This is a genomic window from Methylorubrum salsuginis (assembly GCF_900114375.1).
GTDB classification, from domain to species: Bacteria; Pseudomonadota; Alphaproteobacteria; order Rhizobiales; family Beijerinckiaceae; genus Methylobacterium; species Methylobacterium salsuginis.
In genome coordinates this window covers 1-19,291 of sequence record NZ_FOSV01000010.1, presented here as the reverse complement: position 1 = coordinate 19,291, position 19,291 = coordinate 1, and the positions used below count along the sequence as shown (strand labels likewise).

21 protein-coding genes are annotated in these 19,291 nt (G+C 69.9%); 17 read left to right on the top strand and 4 right to left on the bottom strand.

The window, feature by feature from the left end:
• Positions 1-67: 67 nt before the first annotated feature.
• The 3 genes from BM140_RS13005 (at position 68) to BM140_RS12995 (ending at position 2,884) form a co-directional block, all read left to right on the top strand.
• Entirely contained in the window at positions 68-784 is a 717-nt protein-coding gene (locus BM140_RS13005; RefSeq protein ID WP_091946665.1) for a PhoH family protein, read from the top strand.
• Positions 785-1,011: 227 nt separating this feature from the next.
• The gene (gene trpS / locus BM140_RS13000; RefSeq protein ID WP_091946662.1) at positions 1,012-2,073 is read left to right on the top strand and encodes a tryptophan--tRNA ligase; all 1,062 of its coding nucleotides are present in this window, start codon (positions 1,012-1,014) and stop codon (positions 2,071-2,073) included.
• A 121-nt stretch (positions 2,074-2,194) separates the two neighbouring features.
• Entirely contained in the window at positions 2,195-2,884 is a 690-nt protein-coding gene (locus BM140_RS12995; RefSeq protein WP_091946659.1) for a haloacid dehalogenase type II, read from the top strand.
• On the opposite strand, the gene BM140_RS12990 is transcribed toward BM140_RS12995, so the two are convergent.
• Positions 2,869-3,840 (bottom strand): LysR family transcriptional regulator, encoded by a 972-nt coding sequence (locus BM140_RS12990; RefSeq protein WP_091946656.1) that lies wholly within the window; start codon positions 3,838-3,840, stop codon positions 2,869-2,871. The two genes, BM140_RS12995 and BM140_RS12990, sit on opposite strands and share 16 nt — an antisense overlap.
• A gap of 98 nt (positions 3,841-3,938) precedes the next feature.
• Here BM140_RS12990 and BM140_RS12985 point away from each other — a divergent pair, with 98 nt between their 5' ends.
• The 12 genes from BM140_RS12985 (at position 3,939) to BM140_RS12930 (ending at position 12,732) form a co-directional block, all read left to right on the top strand.
• Complete coding sequence (locus BM140_RS12985; protein ID WP_091946654.1) at positions 3,939-4,187, top strand: hypothetical protein; 249 nt, start codon at positions 3,939-3,941, stop codon at positions 4,185-4,187.
• A gap of 313 nt (positions 4,188-4,500) precedes the next feature.
• Positions 4,501-4,797, top strand: a complete 297-nt coding sequence (locus BM140_RS12980; protein ID WP_425287061.1) for a c-type cytochrome — start codon at positions 4,501-4,503, stop codon at positions 4,795-4,797.
• Positions 4,794-6,050, top strand: a complete 1,257-nt coding sequence (locus tag BM140_RS12975) for an NAD(P)/FAD-dependent oxidoreductase (protein WP_091946651.1) — start codon at positions 4,794-4,796, stop codon at positions 6,048-6,050. The genes BM140_RS12980 and BM140_RS12975 overlap by 4 nt, the downstream gene beginning before the upstream one ends.
• Before the next feature lie 98 nt (positions 6,051-6,148).
• Positions 6,149-6,427, top strand: a complete 279-nt coding sequence (locus BM140_RS12970; RefSeq protein WP_244535416.1) for a hypothetical protein — start codon at positions 6,149-6,151, stop codon at positions 6,425-6,427.
• Positions 6,428-7,288: 861 nt separating this feature from the next.
• A complete protein-coding gene (locus BM140_RS12965; RefSeq protein ID WP_091946648.1) occupies positions 7,289-7,942 on the top strand; it encodes an FUSC family protein in 654 nt (217 codons plus the stop codon).
• A 166-nt stretch (positions 7,943-8,108) separates the two neighbouring features.
• Positions 8,109-9,281, top strand: a complete 1,173-nt coding sequence (locus BM140_RS12960) for a zinc-dependent alcohol dehydrogenase (protein WP_091946645.1) — start codon at positions 8,109-8,111, stop codon at positions 9,279-9,281.
• Positions 9,282-9,326: 45 nt separating this feature from the next.
• Positions 9,327-9,941: a cysteine hydrolase family protein gene (locus BM140_RS12955; RefSeq protein WP_091946641.1), complete on the top strand. Its 615-nt coding sequence runs from the start codon at positions 9,327-9,329 to the stop codon at positions 9,939-9,941.
• A 92-nt stretch (positions 9,942-10,033) separates the two neighbouring features.
• Positions 10,034-11,035 carry an SDR family oxidoreductase gene (locus BM140_RS12950; RefSeq protein WP_091946639.1) on the top strand — a complete coding sequence of 334 codons (1,002 nt, stop codon included), beginning with the start codon at positions 10,034-10,036 and terminating at the stop codon, positions 11,033-11,035.
• Positions 11,036-11,064: 29 nt separating this feature from the next.
• On the top strand, positions 11,065-11,241 hold the full coding sequence (locus BM140_RS25875; RefSeq protein ID WP_091946637.1) for a hypothetical protein: 177 nt from the start codon (positions 11,065-11,067) through the stop codon (positions 11,239-11,241).
• Between the two features lie 48 nt (positions 11,242-11,289).
• Positions 11,290-11,511 (top strand): hypothetical protein, encoded by a 222-nt coding sequence (locus BM140_RS12940; protein WP_091946635.1) that lies wholly within the window; start codon positions 11,290-11,292, stop codon positions 11,509-11,511.
• A 66-nt stretch (positions 11,512-11,577) separates the two neighbouring features.
• Positions 11,578-11,829, top strand: coding sequence for a hypothetical protein (locus BM140_RS12935; RefSeq protein ID WP_091946633.1), 252 nt, complete (start codon positions 11,578-11,580; stop codon positions 11,827-11,829).
• Between the two features lie 522 nt (positions 11,830-12,351).
• Positions 12,352-12,732: a hypothetical protein gene (locus tag BM140_RS12930; protein ID WP_091946631.1), complete on the top strand. Its 381-nt coding sequence runs from the start codon at positions 12,352-12,354 to the stop codon at positions 12,730-12,732.
• Positions 12,733-12,868: 136 nt separating this feature from the next.
• On the opposite strand, the gene BM140_RS12925 is transcribed toward BM140_RS12930, so the two are convergent.
• The 3 genes from BM140_RS12925 to BM140_RS12915 form a co-directional block, all read right to left on the bottom strand.
• Positions 12,869-13,231, bottom strand: a complete 363-nt coding sequence (locus BM140_RS12925) for a SpoIIAA family protein (protein ID WP_056242302.1) — start codon at positions 13,229-13,231, stop codon at positions 12,869-12,871.
• Between the two features lie 63 nt (positions 13,232-13,294).
• Entirely contained in the window at positions 13,295-15,469 is a 2,175-nt protein-coding gene (locus tag BM140_RS12920) for a primosomal protein N' (RefSeq protein WP_091946629.1), read from the bottom strand.
• 27 nt (positions 15,470-15,496) lie between these two features.
• Entirely contained in the window at positions 15,497-16,651 is a 1,155-nt protein-coding gene (locus BM140_RS12915) for an MFS transporter (protein ID WP_091946627.1), read from the bottom strand.
• A 270-nt stretch (positions 16,652-16,921) separates the two neighbouring features.
• Between BM140_RS12915 and BM140_RS12910 the strand changes: the two genes are divergently transcribed.
• Together BM140_RS12910 and BM140_RS12905 are read left to right on the top strand one after the other, a co-directional pair.
• Positions 16,922-17,530, top strand: a complete 609-nt coding sequence (locus BM140_RS12910) for an alpha/beta hydrolase (RefSeq protein WP_244535429.1) — start codon at positions 16,922-16,924, stop codon at positions 17,528-17,530.
• Between the two features lie 156 nt (positions 17,531-17,686).
• A complete protein-coding gene (locus BM140_RS12905; RefSeq protein WP_091946621.1) occupies positions 17,687-18,865 on the top strand; it encodes a complex I NDUFA9 subunit family protein in 1,179 nt (392 codons plus the stop codon).
• Positions 18,866-19,291 lie beyond the last annotated feature (426 nt).

Below are 19,291 nucleotides of genomic sequence, written 5' to 3'. Positions count from 1 at the left end.
ACAGTCGAGGCCGGTTGAGACATCGAGGCTGCTGAAGTCACGCACGAGTCAGGTGGAGTGTTGATCCATGAAGAGACGACGCGCACGGCTTGAACTGGTTGAGGACCGACCGATCCGGATGCATCGGACCCGGTTCGACGAGGAACGCAATCCCGCCCCGATCCAACCCCTGACGGACAAACAGGGCCAATACCTCGACGCTCTCGCGACCTCGCCCCAGGTCATCGTCCTGGGCCCCGCCGGCACCGGCAAGACCTTCATCGCCGGCACCCGCGCCGCCGACCAGCTCCGCCAGCGCCGGATCGCCAAGGTCGTCATCACCCGCCCCAACGTTCCCTCCGGCCGCTCGCTCGGCTTCTTCCCCGGTACGCTGGAAGAGAAGATCGCCCCCTGGGTCGCGCCGCTGACCGAGACCATGAAGGAGCGCATGGGTCCCGGCGCCTTCGACGTCGCGGTCAAGGCCGGCGACATCGAGGTGGTCCCCTTCGAGGTGATGCGCGGGCGCACCTTCAAGAACTGCCTTGTGATCCTTGACGAAGCCCAGAACACCACCACCGCCGAGATCAAGATGTTCCTGACCCGCATCGGCGACGATTGCCAGGTCATCATCAACGGTGACGTCTCGCAGACCGACCTGCGCGAGACCTCGGGGCTTCGCACCGTGATCCATCTGGCAAAGAGCCGGATGATGAACATTCCGATCGTGGAATTCACCCTCGACGACATCGTCCGCTCCGGCATCTGCGCCGAGTGGGTGCGGGCGTTCGAGGAGGCGAGCCTGTAAGGAAGGGCACTTTTCTCCCCCTTGCGGGGAGGAGAGGGAGGTGGGGGTGGTTCAGGCGGAACCGTAAGGGTGCCTTCTGCCCGCCCCCCACCCCTAACCCTTCCCCGCAAGGGGAGGGGAACGCGCGCCCCCTCGCCTTGACCCGGCGGCAGCGCCGGGCCAGAGAACGCCCCTTCGAACGGGATGCGAGATCGCCTCGGCCCGGCCTGCACCTGGGACCCGAGCCGATGGCCGCGTTCAACGAACTCGTCTTCTCCGGCGTCCAGCCGACCGGAAACCTCCACCTCGGCAATTATCTCGGCGCCATCAAGCGCTTCGTCGAGATGCAGGAGCGGAACGCGCAGTGCCTCTACTGCGTGGTCGATCTGCACGCGATCACCCTCTGGCAGGACCCGCAGGCCTTGCGCGGACAGATCCGCGAGGTCACCGCCGCGTTCCTGGCCGCCGGCATCGATCCGAAGCGCTCCATCGTCTTCAACCAGTCCCAGGTGCCGCAGCACGCGGAACTGGCCTGGATCTTCAACTGCGTCGCCCGGCTGGGCTGGCTCAACCGCATGACGCAGTTCAAGGACAAGGCCGGCAAGGACCGCGAGAACGCCTCGATCGGCCTCTACGACTATCCGGTGCTGATGGCCGCCGACATCCTGGCCTACCGGGCAACGCATGTCCCCGTCGGCGAGGACCAGAAGCAGCATCTCGAACTGACCCGCGACATCGCCCAGAAGTTCAACAACGATTTCGGGAGCTCGATTCAGGCGCACGGCCACGGCGAGCAGTTCTTCCCGATCACCGAGCCGCTGATCGGCGGCCCGGCCGCCCGCGTCATGTCGTTGCGCGACGGCACGAAGAAGATGTCGAAGTCGGACCCGTCCGAATATTCGCGCATCGCGCTCACCGACGACGCCGACGCCATCGCCCAGAAGGTGCGCAAGGCCAAGACCGACCCGGAGGCGCTGCCGTCCGAGGTCGAGGGCCTGAAGGGCCGGCCCGAGGCCGACAATCTCGTGGGCATCTTCGCCGCGCTCCGCGGCATCACCCGCGAGGACGTGCTGAAGGATTTCGGCGGCGCGCAGTTCTCGAGCTTCAAGCCGGCGCTGGTGGACCTCGCGGTCGAGACCCTGGCGCCGATCAACGCCGAGATGAAGCGGCTCGTGGCCGACCCGGCCCATATCGATGCGGTGCTGGCCGACGGTGCCGCGCGCGCCGAGGCCATCGCCGCGCCGACGCTGGACGCCGTCAAGGACATCGTCGGGTTCGTCCGGCGCGGGCCGGCTTTGCGGGCCGTGTAATTTCGATCGGCGATGATTGTGACTCATCACCGATGGCCCCCGCGACGGCGGGGCGGCGGGCGTCCGCCGGACGCACTGAACAGGACCGTCGGTCCTGTTCGGTGCCGCTCGGTATAGGCCCGTGGCGATCCGGGCGCTCGTCTTCGACACGTTCGGAACGCTGGTCGATTGGCGCTCGGGCGTCGCCCGCGAGGCCGAGCGCCTGATCCCCGGCCTCGACGGCGGCGCCTTCGCCGATGCGTGGCGGGCGCGCTACCAGCCGTCGATGGAGGCGGTGCGCTCGGGCAAGCGCCCCTTCGTCGATCTCGACACGCTTCAGGCCGAGAGCCTGGACGGCCTGTTGGCGGATCTCGGCCGTGCCGATGCCGGCACCGCGGTGAAGCGCGAACTGGTCCTCGCATGGCACCGCCTCGATGCGTGGCCCGAGGTGCCGGCCGCGATGGCCGACTTGCGGAAAGCGTTCGTGTTGGCGCCGCTTTCGAACGGGCATGTCCGGCTGATCGTCGCGCTCGCCCGCCGCAACGGCCTCGTCTTCGACGCGGTGCTCGGCGCCGAGTTCTCCCGCGACTACAAGCCCAAACCCGCCCTCTACCGCGACGCGGTCGCCGCCCTGGGCTTTTGCGCGGACGAAACCCTGATGGTCGCCGCCCACTCGGACGACCTCGCCGCGGCGGCCGGGGAGGGGCTCTCCACCGCCCACGTCGCGCGCCCTTCGGAGAACGGCCCCGCGGGCGGCGAGACGGGGCCCGCCGTGGCGGTCACCTTCGCGGCGCGCGACCTCGCGGATCTGGCGCGTCAGCTCGGCGCCTGAACCGTGCCATTCCCCTCGCGCAGGGGGGGCGGCCGGCGCTCGGCCCGGCGCAGAGCCACGATGGTCTCGCGCAGCCAGCGCTGGCTCGGCACGTCGTCGTTGGAGGCGTGCCAGATCATCGAGATTGACACGTCGGGCAGATCGACCGGGGCCGGGCTCACGGTCAGCCCCATGCTGTCGGCGAAGAAGCGGGCGAGCCGCGAATGCATCGTGGCGATGACCGGGGCTTGGCGCACCACGAACGGCATCACCGAGAAGCGCGGCGAAGTCAGCGCGATGACGCGGCGACGGCCGATCTTGGCCAGGGCATCGTCCACGACGCCGTGCGCGCTCTCGACGAGACTGGTGAGCAGGTGGGGGAAGCGCAGGTAGTCGTCGAGCGAGATCGGGGCTTCGAGCCCGACGAGGTCGGCGTTGAACAGGCAGAGATAGCTCTCCTTGTTGAGGATGCGCCGCTTGTGGTGCGTCTGCCCCTGTTCGAACACGCCGATGCCGACATCGACCCGCCCGCTGTCGAGGTCGTCGAGGATGCGGTGGCGATCGACGGTGTGCAGCAGGAGCTTCACCCCGGGCGCATGCTCCTGAAGATGCGCGATGAGGTTCGGCATCAGCAGCACCTCGGTGGAATCCGGGATGCCGAGGGTGAAGGTGATGTCGGCGCTCGCCGGATCGAAGGCGGCAGGGGGCGCGGTGATCTGCTGGATCTGAGCCAGCGCCGCCCGCATCGGCTCGATCAGCGCCAGCGCCCGCGGCGTCGGGCGCATCCCGTCCGGCCCCCGCGTCAGCAGCTCGTCCGCGAAGGTGGTGCGCAGGCGCCCGAGCGCGTGGCTCATCGCCGACTGGCTGATGCCGATCCGCGCCGCCGCCCGCGTCACGCTCCGCTCGGTGAGCAGCGCGTCGAGGGCGACGAGCAGGTTGAGGTCGAGACGGGCAAGATGCACGTGATCGATGCGCATTATGAAATCAGCCCATTTGATTCATGGGCTCGACATCAGCACATTCGGTCTCACGAAGCGACGGGGGGCCCGCCGCGAAAACCGAAAAAGAGGCTGACATGTCCAAGCAGATCGTCGTGCGCACCGTCACCGGCCTCGCGCTGACCCTCCTGACCACCGCCGCCTTCGCAGGCGAGCCGGGCCGCATCGACAACGCCAAGACGGTCGGCGCGCTGACCCTGGAGACCCAGGGTCTCGCCACCGACACCGGCTCGGTGCACCGCCAGGGCGGCTACGCCCTGCCCGGCGCCGTTCAGTGGAAGGTCCCGGCCACCGACGACCGCATCAAGCAGGCCGCCGCGTTCTGAGCGGATTCGAAAAAGGGAACGGCCACGGAGGCCGGGATCCAGGGTGCGCGTACATCCGGCGTCACCCGAAATCCCGGCTTCGTGGCCGTGTCCGATCGAACGACGGAATCGTGATCGGCATAACCGCAAGGTGAGACCGATAGGGTTAAGAAACAATGAATAGCCCCGCCGATCCGTGCGTCCACGGGCCGGCGGGGCATTTCGTTCGCACCCCTCGCCTCGGTGCTCCGACGAGCGCGGCGAACCGCCCCTTGCGTCCCGCCTCGGCACGGGCGAGCACATCGTGATCGCTCGGAATCGAAGGGGGAGCCGGTTGAGAAGCGTGATCCGCGCCGCGCTGGCGATGGCGGCCGCCGCCCCGCTCGTCCCGGCGGCCTCGGCCGATCCGCTCGCCCCCGGCGCCGCCTCCTGCCTTGCCTGCCATGGGCCGGGTGGCGGTCTGCCCGATCTCGCTGCGTTGCCGCCGCAGGCGATCGAGGCGGCGCTCGCGGCCTATCGGGACGGCACGCGTCAGGGCACGGTCATGCCGCGCCTCGCCAAGGGTTTTTCCGCGGACGAATCCCGCGCCATCGCCGAATCGCTCGGCCGGACCGGGGCGGCGGGCCGATGAGCGCCGGCCCCACGCGCCGCCGGCTCCTCGCGGGCCTCACCGCCGCGACGGTGGCCGCGCCGGCACTGGCCCGCGCGGCGCCGCGCGTGGTGGTGGTCGGCGGCGGGTTCGGCGGCGTGGCCGCCGCCCGCGCGCTCGCCCGAGGCGGCATCACCGTGACGCTGATCGAGCCTGCGACGGCTTACGCCACCTGCCCGTCGAGCAACGCGGTGATCGCCGGGCTGAGGCCGCTCTCGAGCATCACCTTCGGCTATGACGGCGTGCGAAGGGCCGGCGTCACGGTGATCCACGACACCGTCACGGCCATCGATCCGGCGGCGCGCCGGGTGCGGCTCGCCGATGGCGGGAGCCTCGCCTACGACCGGCTGGTGGTCTCGACCGGGATCGGTCTGCGCTTCGACGCGATCCCCGGCTACGACGAAGCCGCCGCCGCCACGATCCCGCATGCCTGGAAGGCGGGGGCGCAGACCGCGCTGCTGGCCCGCCAGATCGAGGCCATGGACGACGGCGGTCTCGTCGCCCTCACGGTGCCGGCTCTGCCCTATCGCTGCCCACCGGGCCCCTACGAGCGGGCGAGTCTGATCGCGCATCTCCTGAAGACGCGTAAGCCCCGCTCCAAGGTGATCGTGCTCGACGCCAAGGACAGCTTTTCCAAGCAGCCGCTGTTCCAGGCGGCCTGGACGGCGCTCTATCCCGACCATCTCGAATGGGTGCCGCTCGCGCAGGGGGGAGCGGTGGAGGCGGTCGATGCCGCCGCCCGGACCCTGCGGACGGGAGCAGGGGTGTTCCGCCCGGCGGTGATCAACGTGATCCCGCCGCAGACCGCACCGGCCCTCTGCCTCGCCGCCGGGCTGACGAATGCCAGCCGCTGGTGCCCAGTCGATCCGGTGACGTTCGAATCGACCCTCCAACCCGGCATCCACGTCATCGGCGACGCGGCGATCGCCGGCGCCATGCCGAAATCGGCTTTCGCCGCCTACAGCCAGGCCCAGGTCTGCGCGCGCGGCGTAACGGACCTTCTGGAGGGCCGCACGCCGCCCGATCCGAGGCTGATCAACGTCTGCTACAGCCTCGCCGCACCGGACTACGGTTTCTCCATCGCAGGGGTCTACCAGCCCGAATGGGATCGGCTCGTCACCGTGCCGGGCTCGGACGGCCTCAGCCCGGACGATGCGCCGCCGGAGGTCCGGGCGCGGGAGGCGAAGCTCGGACGGTCCTGGTACGACGGCATGACGCGCCAGCTCTTTGGGTGACCCCCTCGATGCTGCACTGCGGCATCATGTGCCGGGACCGGGGGGATATTTGCCGGCTGTCCACCGTTGAGGTGAAAACAACTGTCTCAGGATCGACGATGACCAAGTTCAGCCTCGCCCTTCTGGGCGTCATGGCCTTCTCCGCGCCTGCCCTGGCGCAGACGGCCTATCCGCTGCCCCTCGACGAGCCGGCGACCACCGGCACCATCGCCCGCGGCCAGAACAACACCGGCGGCGACGCGAACGTGACCGTTCCGTTCGGCGCGACCGGGGCCGACACGTTCCAGTCGGACTCCGCGGTCGGCGGCAACGCCAACCAGCCGGCCCGCTCGGTCCCCCAGGGCAGCGGCGGCGGCGCCAGCGGCGGCAACAACTGACGGGCGAGACTTCCGCCCACCCGGAAGGCGCCCCGCTCGGCTCGGCCGTGGCGGGGCCATTTTTTTACGGAGGCGGTCGGAAAGACCGATACCGTTGCGATTTTTGAGACGCACGGCCATTTCGCTGCGACGCAAAATCTGCTTTTACCCCTTCGATGACCACAGGGGGCAGAGCGTGAAGGCAACCCTATCGGATATCGCCGCGTGTTTTAGAATTATCCTCGGTCGAGAGCCGTCAGCCGAAGAGATTTCCGTTCATGCAAAAGCGCATATCGGCAACGACCTAGCCGATGTCTTGAAGAATTATTTAGAATCAGAAGAGTTTCGCAATCGCAAGATCGTTCAGATCGCAAAGGAAGAATTTCAGAAGACGAAGACGGGCTCACGTTGATCCTTTGGAACCTGCGGGCCGTCGCCATCTCGAAATGCCATGGAGGGCGATGGTCCCGCAGGTGTGAACGGAGCTCTCAGAAGCGCCGGTGAGAATCGGCTATCTTACCCCTCCCGGTCAGAGGATCGGCGTGCCGGCCCACGAGGTTGACGGAGGAGCTGGAACGGTCGTTCGACCCTTCGGAGGCGGGCCGTGGCCGACACGGTGGCGATCGAACCGGCCGTCGTGAGGGCGGCCGTCTCGTCGACAGGGCCTGAGCCACGGACCGACCGGTGTCCGAAGGCCGCGCATGACGATCACGACCTGTCCGTCGCCCGGCCTCGCTTGGCTTGATTGGGGATGGGCCTGCCAGGGCAAGCGTACTTTCCCCGCCCCGCCGTTTCCCGATCGGTTTCGCACGGCAACGACGCGGGGGGAACGGCGTTCGAGCCAGGTGAGCCGATTCCGCAAGTGGCGGGGGCGAGGGATCGATGGACGCGCGGGCGGTCGACGAGGAAACGGCGGAGATCGCCGCGGACAAGGTGGTGCAGGAAGCGGACCGTGCGGCGACCCGCCGGGCCGACCGCCAGGTCGACCGCGATGTCGGACGCATCCGTTGGCTGCGCGGACAGGTCGTGCGGCTCACCAAGCGCCTGCCGCTGCGCCGCCGCTTCTCGCGCGGCCTCGCCCACGGCCTGATGTCGGCCTTCGCGGCGGTCGCGGCCTACGTCCCGACGCAGATCCTCGGCCTGCGTGAGGGATTCTGGGCCGCGATCACCGCGGTCGCGGTGGCCCAGACCGAGTTCGGTGCCACCCGCACGACGGCGCGCGACCAGTTCACCGGGGCGGCGATCGGCGGCGGGGTCGGGCTCTCGGCCTATCTCGGCCTCGGGCCCTCGCTGTGGGCCTACGCCGCCGCGGTGGTGCTCGCAACGCTCGCCTGCTGGCTCGTCAACGTCGCGAGCGCCTGCCGGCTCGCCGGCATCACCGCCACCATCATCCTGCTCGTGCCCCATGTCGGTCCGGTCGAGCGCATGGCCGGCTCGCGGGTCGTCGAGGTCGGCTGGGGCGTGTGCGTAGCCATCGCCACGGTCTGGATCGTCACGCGGGCCGGCCGGCGCCTCGCGCCCGAAACCTCGGCCTGAGCCTTCCCGGCAGATCCTGACCTGGGGAACGCGACCCAGGGAACCTGCAAAGGAACCTGCCGAGAAACTCGCCGAAAAACTTGCCGAGGAACTTGGCCGTACGCGCCCGGGGTTCCCGCCGCGACAGCCCTTCGGGGTGACGGCTCGATCCGGGGAAGGATGGTCCATGAAGGCGTTGTGCTGGCACGGCAAGGGCGACATCCGCTGCGATACGGTGCCGGACCCGACCATCGAGGATTCCCGCGACGTCATCATCAAGGTGACCTCCTGCGCGATCTGCGGCTCGGATCTCCACCTGATGGACGGGCAGATGCCCACCATGAAGTCGGGCGACGTGCTCGGCCACGAATTCATGGGCGAGGTGGTCGAGACCGCGCCGGGCTTCACCAAATTCAAGAAGGGCGACCGCATCGTCGTGCCCTTCAACATCAATTGCGGCGAGTGCCGCCAATGTAAGCTCGGCAACTGGTCGGTCTGCCAGCGCTCGAACCGCAACGCCGAGATGGCGGCGGCGCAGTTCGGCTTCACCACCGCCGGCCTGTTCGGCTACTCGCACATCACCGGCGGCTACTGGGGCGGACAGGCCGAGTATGTCCGCGTCCCCATGGCCGACGTCGCGCCGATGAAGGTGCCGGACGGCATGGACGACGAATCGGTCCTGTTCCTCACCGACATCCTGCCGACCGGCTGGCAGGGCGCCGAACATTGCGAGATCCAAGGAGGCGAGATCATCGCCGTGTGGGGCGCAGGGCCCGTCGGCCTGTTCGCGATCCAGTCGGCCAAGATCATGGGCGCCGAGCGCATCATCGCCATCGACACCGTGCCGGAGCGCTTGTCCCTCGCGCGGAAATACGGCGCGACCGACATCATCGACTACGCGCAGGACGACGTGTTCGAGCGCATCAAGGAGATCAGCAAGGGCGAGGGTGCGGACGCGGTGATCGATTGCGTCGGCATGGAAGCGTCCGCCGGCCACGGCCTCTCCAGCGTGATCTCGACGCTTCAGGAGAAGCTGACCTCGACCGAGCGCCCCTACGCGCTCACCGAGGCGATCAAGGCGGTGCGCCCCTGCGGCATCGTCTCGGTTCCCGGCGTCTATGGCGGGCCGATCCCGGTCAATATGGGCTCGATCGTGCAGAAGGGCCTGACGCTGAAAAGCGGCCAGACCCACGTGAAGCGCTACCTCGATCCGCTGACCAAGCTGATCCAGCAGGGCAAGTTCGACACCGCCTCCCTGATCACCCACCGCTCGACCGACCTCGCCGACGGCCCGGACCTCTACAAGACGTTCCGGGACAAGAAGGACGGTTGCGTGAAGGTGGTGTTCCACCCGACCTGATCGTTCCGGCACCCCAAGAAACCGGCATCATTCAGGGCAAAGACCATGGCGGGCGACGACGGCCTGAAGTTCGGCAGCATCGGGCACCGGGCGGCGCATGTCTGCGTCGATGCCCAGCTTTTGTTCTCGGAAGAGACCGACTGGCACACGCCCTGGCTGCGCAAGATCCTGCCCAATCTCGAACGCCTCTGCGCGGCGCATCCGGAGCGGACCGTGTTCACGCGGTTCGTTCCGCCCCACCGCGCCGAGGAGGGCCGAGGCACGTGGCGGCGCTACTACGAGCGCTGGGAGGGAATGACGCTCGGTGCGCTCGGCCCCGAGATGGTCGATCTCCTGCCGGAACTCACCCGTTTCGCCCCGCCGGCCAAGGTGGTCGACAAGCGCGCCTACTCGCCCTGGATGGAGCCCGACCTCCAGGCGATCCTTGCGGGGGAGGGAATCGACACCCTGATCGTCACCGGCGGCGAGACGGATGTCTGCGTGCTCGCCACCGTGATGGGCGCGGTCGATCGCGGCTACCGGGTGATCGTCGCCTGCGACGCCGTCTGCTCCTCCGCCGATCCGACCTACGACGCGATGATGTTCCTGTACCACTCGCGTTTCGGCACCCAGATCGAGACGGCGCCGGTCGCCGAAATCCTCGACGCCTGGCCGGGCTGAGACGTCCGGAAACTGCGCCGTTCCCGACGGGGTTCACCCCGACGAACCGGCACCTCGCCGACGCGAGAATCCCAAAAAACCAGGAGAGACCCATGCCGAGCAAGAAGCCGCTCGACCGGCAGGTCGTCGTCATCACCGGCGCATCGAGCGGCATCGGGCTCGCCAGCGCCCGGATGGCCGCGGAGCGCGGCGCCAAGATTGTGCTCGCTGCCCGCAACGCGGGGGCGCTGACCGAGATTCGCCATGAGATCGAGCAAGCCGGCGGCGAGGCGCTCCCCATCGTCACCGACGTCACCGACCGCGCCCAGGTCGAGGCCCTGGCGCGGGCGACGATCGACCGGTTCGGCCGCATCGACACCTGGGTGAACGATGCCGGCCTCTCGATCTTCGGGCGGATCGAGGAGGTCTCGCTCGAGGATCACCGCCGGCTGTTCGAGACCAATTTCTGGGGCCTCGTCCACGGCTCCCTGGCGAGCCTGCCGCATCTGAAGCGGAGCCGCGGCACGCTGATCAATCTCGGCTCGGTCGCCTCCGACGTCGCCTTCCCGCTCCAGGGCATGTACTGCGCCAGCAAGCACGCCATCAAAGGCTTCACCGATGCCCTGCGCATCGAGCTGGAGGAGGAGGGCGCCGACGTCGCCGTGACGCTGATCAAGCCCGCGGCCATCGACACGCCGTTCGCCGAGAACGCCAAGAACTACACCGGCCGGGCCCCCAAGCTCCCGCCGCCGGTCTACCGCACCGAGGAGGTGGCGGAGGCGATCCTTCACGCGGCCGAGAACCCGCGCCGTGACATCTATGTCGGCGGCGCCGGCCGGATCATGAGCGCCGCGCAGGCGGTGGCGCCGCGCACGTTCGATCGGATCGGGCGCACGATGATCGGCCAGCAATTGCAGGACAAGCCGGCCACCCACCGCGACGGCGCCCTCTACGCTCCCCGCGAAGGCGGCAACGTGAAGGGCGGGCATCCCGGATACGTCATGCGCCGCAGCCTCTACACCCGCGCAAGCCTGCATCCGCTCACGACCGCCGCGGTCGTGGCCGGCATGGGCTTCGCCGCCGCGAGCCTCCTCAACGGCCCCCGCCACCGCTGAGCCTTCGATCCCGAACAAGGAGACGCACGATGTCGACCAAGCCGCCGCCGGTTCCGCCGGCCAACCGCTCCGACAAGGGTCCCGGCAGCGCCGAGGCCGCGCCGAAGGACACCACGAAGACGGCTCCCAACGACCCGGACAAGACCGGGCAGGCGGGCAATTCCAAGGTCAACACGACCCATCAGGGCCACCAGCAGGATCGCTGAGCCCTACCGGGCCCCACCGGGCCTGATCGCTTCAGGAGAACGACGCGCATGAGCACGTCCAGCAAGACGCCCGCCGCGAACCGGCACCATGGCGGCCCCGGCAGCAGCCACCAGCGCTCCGACCGGCCGGACCCGACGGAGGACCGGGGACCGCAACCGGGCGCTTCGACCAGCGGATCGCACGCAAACGTCTCCGGCGGCGGCGGCGAGCAGGACCGCCACCACCGCGGCAGCGAATCCGGCAAGAACGACGGCCCTCGCTCGCACTGACCGCATCGACCCGCTCCCGGCCGCCCGTGGCCGGGAGTTCCTCTTCATTCAACGAGGGGATCAGCCGTGGCGAGCCTGGAATCGACCCTCGACGTGTTCTCCACTCTGCTCGCCAGCGCGCCGCCCGCCGATGTCGGCGCGGCGGACGAGGCGATCTGGGCCTATCTCGCCCCGATCCAGGGTCTCGCCGCGCAGATGCAGGCCCTCGACCGCCTGGTTCGGGCTGTGGCCGGGCTCGACGCCGCCTCGGCCTTCATGCCGCTCCTGCGGGACGCCCTCGACCGACACCGGGCCCGGCTGTCCGAGCCTTCGGCCTGATCCTTCTTCAATTCACGACATCGAAGTCGAAGACGGGCGTCCCCTCGGGGCCGATGACCGTTCGATGAACTTCGATGTTCCCGGTGTCGGCGCCATAGGTCGACCGGTCCGTATATTTCTCGAAATGAAACTGTTCCGGATGCCGCCGTCACGGCGGCATCCTTTTGCTCGATGACAAGTCGCGGGAAGCGCGATCGTCACCCGCCGCAGGCTCCTGCACTGTCCTTGCCCCAGCCGACACGGAGCGCCCATACCTCCTCGGTCATGCAAGTTTATATCCGAGCCGGGCGCTCAAGCTTCAACACAAATACCTCGGAACGAGCGCATCGGCGGAACTTCCGCGCGACTTGCGCGTAAAAAGTTCCACGACGAGGCGCGCTATATCGGCAACCCTGCCATGGGCTGCCGTCATATTCTCGCCTCTTGTTCTCTTATGGTGCGGGCATCTCACGGATCGACGGTTCGGAGCGCGAGCGACGGCGCATCCGGTCACCTTACCCTCGTCGCTGCACCGGATGACGCATGTCCAAGCTCGCTCTGACGACCGCCCTGGCCGCCCTGCTCGCCTCTCCGGCCGTCGCGGGCGGGTTCGACGGCACGTGGTCGGTCCAGCTGGTGACGGAAGGCGGGCTGTGCGAGGCGCAGTACAGCTACACCCTGAGCGTTCAGGACGGTCAGGTTCGCCCGATCACCACCGCGGCGACCAACGGCACCACGGTGTCGGGCCGGGTCGGGAGCGATGGTAGCGTCGGCCTCACCGTCGCGACGGCGGCGGCCAACGGCACCGCCTCGGGCCGGCTTCAGGTGCGCGGCGGCTCCGGCACGTGGCGCGTTTCGGGCGGCCTCTGCACCGGCCGCTGGACCGCCCGCCGCCACACCGTCCGCACCGCGCAGGCGGAGTGATCCGCCCGCATCTTCAGCATCCATCGATGATGATGAGCATCATCATCGATGGCCCCCACGAGGGCGGGGCGGCGGTCGTCCGCCGGACGCGCGGAGCAGGACCATCGGTCCTATTCCGCGCAACTCGGCAAAAGCCTTAGACGCCCGCCTCCAACCAAGCGCGCGCCTCGGCGATCCGGGCGCGCTCGAACACCTTGATCTGCACCGGCGAGACGAAGCCGAAGGTTTCGGCCACCGCGCGCAGCCAGGTCGCGTCGGTGACGAGGGCCACGTGGCTCACGCCCTTCATCATCGAGAGGCCGAACCGCGGGTCCTTGAAAAAGGCCGCCGGCTCCATGCCCTCGAAGGCGCGCACGTCCTCCAACAGCTTGAGCTTGCCGCCCTTGTCGAGGTCGGCCTTCATCGCGGTCATGACCGCGTTCATCTCCTCGTCGGAAATCTTGCCGTCGACGACGATCTCGGCGATCGCGGAATCGGGCTTCTTCTCGTAGGTCAGCAAGGCGCGGCGCTCCTCGAAATGGCGCCGGCGCAGGAGACCCGCACCGGCCGCGCGGGAGGCCGCTTATAGGAAACTCTGCGGGTCCACGTCGATTGCGACCTTGAGATTACCCCGGGGCTTGGGCCCTCGCGCCAGCCAGTCGCGCAGGTAGCTCTGCACGTCGATGCCGCGCTCGGTCTTCACGAGCAGGCGAAACCGCCAGCGTCCGCGCACCAGAGCCAGCGGGGCTTCCGCCGGCCCCAGCACCATGACGCCCGGCGGCGGGTCGGCGACCCGCGCCAGCGCCTGCCCGTGCGCCTCGGCCTTCTCGCGCTCCTCGCCCGACACGATCAGCGCCGCGAGCCGCCCGAACGGCGGCAGCCCCGCCGCCTCGCGGGCGGAAATCTCCTCCTCGTAGAAGCGCTCGGCATCGCCCGAGAGCAGGGCGGCGATGACCGGATGATCGGGCTGGTAGGTCTGGACCAGGGCCCGCCCCGGTCGCTCGCCGCGCCCCGCGCGCCCCGTCACCTGCTGGAGAAGCTGAAACGTCCGCTCCGCCGCCCGCGGGTCGCCGGTGGTGAGGCCGATATCGGCATCCAGCACGCCGACCAGCGTCAGGTGCGGGAAATTGTGGCCCTTGGCGACCAGCTGCGTGCCGATGACGATGTCGCATTCGCCCGCCGCCACCGTCTCCAGTTCCTGGCGCAGCCGCTCGGCCCCGCCGGGAAAGTCGCTCGACAGCACGACGATGCGCTTGTCGGGAAACAGCTCCGCCGCCTCCTCGGCGATGCGCTCGACGCCCGGACCGCAGGGGGTGAGGTGGTCGAAGGCGCCGCACTCGGTGCAGGCTTCGGGCTTGCGCTCGGCATAGCCGCATTGATGGCAGACCAGCGCCCGGCGGAAGCGGTGCTCGACGAGCCAGGTCGAGCAGTTGCGGCACTGGTAGCGGTGGCCGCAGGCGCGGCAGAGCGTCAGCGGCGCGTAGCCGCGGCGGTTGAGGAACAGCAGCGCCTGCTCGCCCGCCGCCAGCGTCGCCTTCACGGCGTTGACCATCGGCGGCGAGAGGAAGCGGCCGACCTCCGGCTTGTCGAGGCGCATGTCGATCGCCTTGATGTCCGGCAGCGGGCGCCCGCCGAAGCGGCCGGGGAGCGAGACGTGGCGGTAGCGCCCGCTCTGAGCGTTCACCCGCGATTCGATCGAGGGCGTGGCCGAGGCGAGCACCACCGGGCAGCGCTCAAAGCGCCCGCGCACCACCGCCATGTCGCGGGCGTGGTAATGGACCCCGTCCTCCTGCTTGTAGGCGCTCTCGTGCTCCTCATCGACCACGATCAGGCCGAGCCGCGCGAAGGGCAGGAACAGCGCCGAGCGGGCACCCACCACCACCGACACCTCGCCCGAGGCCACGCCCGCGCGGATGCGCTCGCGCCGTTTTCCCCCGATCCCGGAGTGCCACGTCGCCGGGCGGACGCCGAAGCGGCCGGCGAACCGGTCGAGGAACTGCGCCGTCAGCGCGATCTCCGGCATCAGCACCAGGGCTTGGCGCCCGTCGCGCACGCACTCGGCCACCGCCTCGAAATAGACCTCGGTTTTTCCCGAGCCGGTGACGCCTTCGAGAAGGATCGTCCCTCCGGTCTCGGCCGGGGAAGGGGAGGGGGCGGCGATGAGATCGCGCGCCGCTTCCGCCTGCGCCTCCGACAGCGGCACACGCGGATGATCCGGATCGGGCGGCAGGGCCACCGGCTCCGGCACCAGGGCCACCGCCTCCAGGGCCCCGTCGTCGATCAGCCCATCGACGACGCTCAGCGACACCCCCGCCTCCTTGGCGAGCGCGCTCTTGCCCCGCACCGCCCCGTCCGCGGCGACCGCCAGCACCTTGCCCCGCGCCGTCGTCGGCCGGGATGCCGGGCGGCCGGAAGCACGCACGCCGATGCGCGAGGTCTCGCGCTGCGCCGCCTCGTCGGGCAGGCGCAAAGCCATGGCGAGCGCCGAGCCCTTCGGCGCCAGGGTGTAGCGGGCGAGCCAATCGACCAGCTTGCGCAAAGGCTCGGACAGGGGAGGGGCCTCGACCCGCCCCGTCACCGGCCGGAGATTGCCCCCAGAGGCCCGCTCCTCGACGCCCCAGACCACGCCGATGGTCTCGCGGGGCCCGAGCGGCACCTGAACCACGTCGCCGGCGGCGAGCGTCAGGCCGTGCGGCACCGCGTAGCTATAGGCGGTGTCGAGCGCCAGCGGGATCAGGATGTCGGCGACGGCGGGCATGGCATCACGGGTCTTCGAACGCTCGTTCTATATATGTCCCACCTCGTTCTGGCGACTGTCGGGCCGCAGCCGCTGCGCGACCGGCACCGCCAGGAGGCTCAATCCGCTCATGAACCAGAACGCCGGCAGCCCCAAGCCTCCGTAGAGCGGGCCGGCGGCGAGCGTCGCCAGCGCCGAGGCGAGCCCGAGGCCCAAGCTCCCGTAGACGGTGAGCGCGGTGGCGCGCAGCCCCTCCGGCACCGCGCGCGTGAGAATCCGCAGGCAGGCGAGGTGCAGGAGCGCGAAGGTCAGCCCGTGCAGCGCCTGGATCGCGACGAGCGCCGGCAGCCACGTCGTCTGCGCCTGCACCGCCCAGCGCAACGCCCCGGCGAGTGCCGCGAGTTCGAGCGCGCGGGCTGGTCCGATCCGGCCGAGCAGCCGCGGCCCGAGCCAGAGAAACACCAGAACTTCCGCGGCCACCGCCTCCGCCCAGAGCAGGCCAGCGGCGCTGGCGCCGATCCCGGCCCCGGTCCAGGCGATCACCGCGAAGGCGTCGTGCATGGCATGCGCGCCGATCACCAGGGCGGCGGCGAGGACGAGGCGGCGGAAGGGGCCGTTGGCGAGGAGCGCGCGAACGCCGCCCGCATCGCCCCGCATCGGGGCGGGCGCACCCGGCGCGAATCCCAGCGTCACCAGCGCGGCGCCCCCGAACAGGACGGCGCAGGCGGTGAGCCCCGCTCCGTTGCCGAAGCGCCCGACGAGCCATCCGGTCAGCACGGTCGTCGCGATGAAGGCGGCCGAGCCGGCGCCGCGGATGCGCCCGTAGACCGCACCGCTCCGGCTCGACAGCACGAGCGCGTCGGCGAGCGGGCTCAGCGCCGCGCTCGTCGCCGCATGGATCAGCACGAGGACGACCAGCAGGGCGAGCCCGTCGCCCGCGAGCAGCCCCAGGGTCAGCCCGCTCGAGGCCGCGAGGCCGAACGCCAGGAAACCCCGCACGGCAGCGTACCGGTCCGCGAGCCGCCCGGTCGGCGGGCCGACGACGAGCCGCACCAGCATCGCCGCGGCGAGCAGCGTGCCGATCTGAGACGCCGCGAACCCGCGCGCGGCGAGTGTGGCCGGCAGGAACGGCGAGAGCGCGCCGTATCCGCCGTAGAGCGCCGCGTAGAGCGCGACCGCCCGTCCGATGCCCCCCTCGCTCACGCATACCCCCGCTCACCCCATCCCCGATCTGGCGCGGGGCGCCGCGCCTGGAAGAGCGCCGCCCTTGACGCGGGCCGGCGCGGCGATCCACCGTCTAGACAATCGTCCTGGATACGAAATCCAGGACAATTGTCTAAGTTGCTGTGCCGCATCGGCTTTCTCTGAAAAGCCGGTATCCACCTTTCGGGCCGATGCTTTAGCGTGACCGCCACCGACCCCGCCCGCGAGGGCGTCCTCCTGCTGCACGGCATCGCCCGGCGCCCGGCCTCGATGCGCCCGATGGAACGGCGTCTCGCGGCTGCCGGCTACCGCACGCTCAATCTCGGCTATCCGGCCCGCAAGGCCGACCTCGCCGGCTGCACCGAGGCCATCGCCCCCGCGGTCGCGGCCTTCGCGAGCGACTGCGCCCGGCTCCACGTCGTCACCCATTCCATGGGCGGCCTCGTCGCCCGCGTGCTGCTCGGCCGCCATCGCCCAAAAAATCTCGGGCGGGTGGTGATGCTCGGGCCGCCGAACCAGGGGAGTGAAGTCGCCGACGCCCTGCGCCGCCTGACCCTCTATCGCCGCATCTTCGGCCCGGCCGGCCTCGAACTCGTCACGCGACGCGATGCGGCGCTCGAAGCACGCCTCGGGGTCGTCGACTATCCCCTCGGCATCATCGCCGGCAGCCGCAGCTTCTACCTGCTCGCCTCGCGGCTCTGGCTGCGGGGGCCGAACGACGGCCGCGTTACCGTCGCCCGCACCCGGCTCGACGGCATGGCCGACCACCGCGTCCTGCCGGTGGCCCACCCGACCATGATGCGCGCGCCCCGCGTCCAGGCCGAGACGCTGCGCTTCCTGGCGGAGGGCCGCTTCGGCGCGGGATGCACGGATGCGTGAGACTTCGCCGATTTCGTCCCCGCTACCGACTGCCCTCCGCCCTGAAACTGGTCTAAGGAGCGTGCTGCCGAGGGTCCCGTCCGTGGCCCGTCGGCCGCGCGGCCGGCCCGTGATGCCGGTCTCGCGGTGTTCCGCGAGAGAGGTTTTTCGTCGGCCATGACCAGCCCCAGCACCGGACCCGGCAACGACGGCGCGCCGCTGCGCCCGCAATCGCAGCTCGTGACCGTGTTCGGCGGCTCCGGCTTCCTCGGACGCCACGTGGTGCGGGCCCTGGCCAAGCGCGGCTACCGCATCCGCGTCGCCGTGCGCCGGCCCGACCTCGCGCTGTTCCTTCAGCCGCTCGGCAAGGTCGGCCAGATCGTCGCCGTGCAGGCGAACCTCCGCTATCCCGAGTCCGTCCGCCGCGCGGTCGAGCACTCGGACATCGTCATCAACCTCGTCGGCATCCTGCAGGAGCAGGGCAGCCAGCGCTTCTCGACCCTGCAGACCGAAGGCGCCGGCACCATCGCCCGCGCCGCCGCGGCAGTGGGGGCAAAAGTGATCCACGTCTCGGCCATCGGCGCCGACGAAGCCTCGCCCTCGCTCTATGCCCGCTCCAAGGCGCTCGGCGAAGCGGAGGTGCGCCGCGCCAGCCCGGAGGCGGTGATCTTCCGTCCCTCCCTGGTGTTCGGCCCCGGCGACGGCTTCTTCAACCGCTTCGCCGGGCTCGCGACCTTCCTGCCGGTGCTGCCGCTGGCCGGCGCGCAATCGCGGTTCCAGCCGGTCTTCGTCGGCGACGTCGCCGAGGCCATCGCTCGCGCGGTCGATGGAGACGCGAAGCCGGGCGCGGCCTATGAACTCGGCGGGCCCGAGGTGAACACGCTCGAATATTTCGTGCGCTACATGCTCGAGGTGATCATGCGCCGTCGCGCGGTGATCGATCTGCCCGAGCCTGCGGCTCGGCTCCAAGCCCGCGTGCTGGAGATCGTCGACACGCTCACCTTCGGGCTGCTTCCGCCGAGCCTCAAGCTCACCCGCGATCAGGTCACGCTGCTTCAGAGCGACAACGTCGTCTCGGAAGCCGCCAAGTTCGAGGGGCGCACGATCGAGGGGCTCGGCATCGTCCCGACTGCGGTCGAAGCGGTGGTGCCCGGCTATCTCTGGCCCTTCCGCAAGGCCGGCCAGTTCGCGCAAGGCCGCGGCACCGAGGTGATGGCCGAGGTGCCCGACCTGATCGCATCGCGCACGGAAGCACCGGAATCGCAGCATCGCCCCGCCCGCGCCAGCGGCCCGGCGATCGGTGCCGACGCCGCTGGCGCGAGCCGCATGGGTCAGCGTTGGGGCACGCGCGCCTGAGGGCGTGCGCCCGAACCGCCAAACGCCCTTCGATTGCACCAGAAGGGCCGCCAGCGGCGTTTCTCGCACTTTTCTGGATTTTTCGATTGACGCCGGGGTTGGGGGCTCGTAGAAGCACCTCACCGACGGGGCGCCGCGGCCCACCCACTGGGTGGCACGGTGGTCTTGAGGTCTTCGGGACTGTTTTGGCGGCACGGCTGATCCGGGCGACTGGATCGGACGATCGCTGTCCTCGGTGTCTCGGATGTGTCAGCCGGATCGACGGTTGACAGGACGGTTCGCCGGCTCTAGACGCCACGGACCGCTCGGGCGGACTTCCCGGCGGCGACTGCGGTCGCTGCGTGAACGGGACCGCCGCGGTACTATCGCTGAAGACGGGGCTGATCGGGCCGGGCAACCGGAGCGATGGCGCGTTCTCGGCAGAAG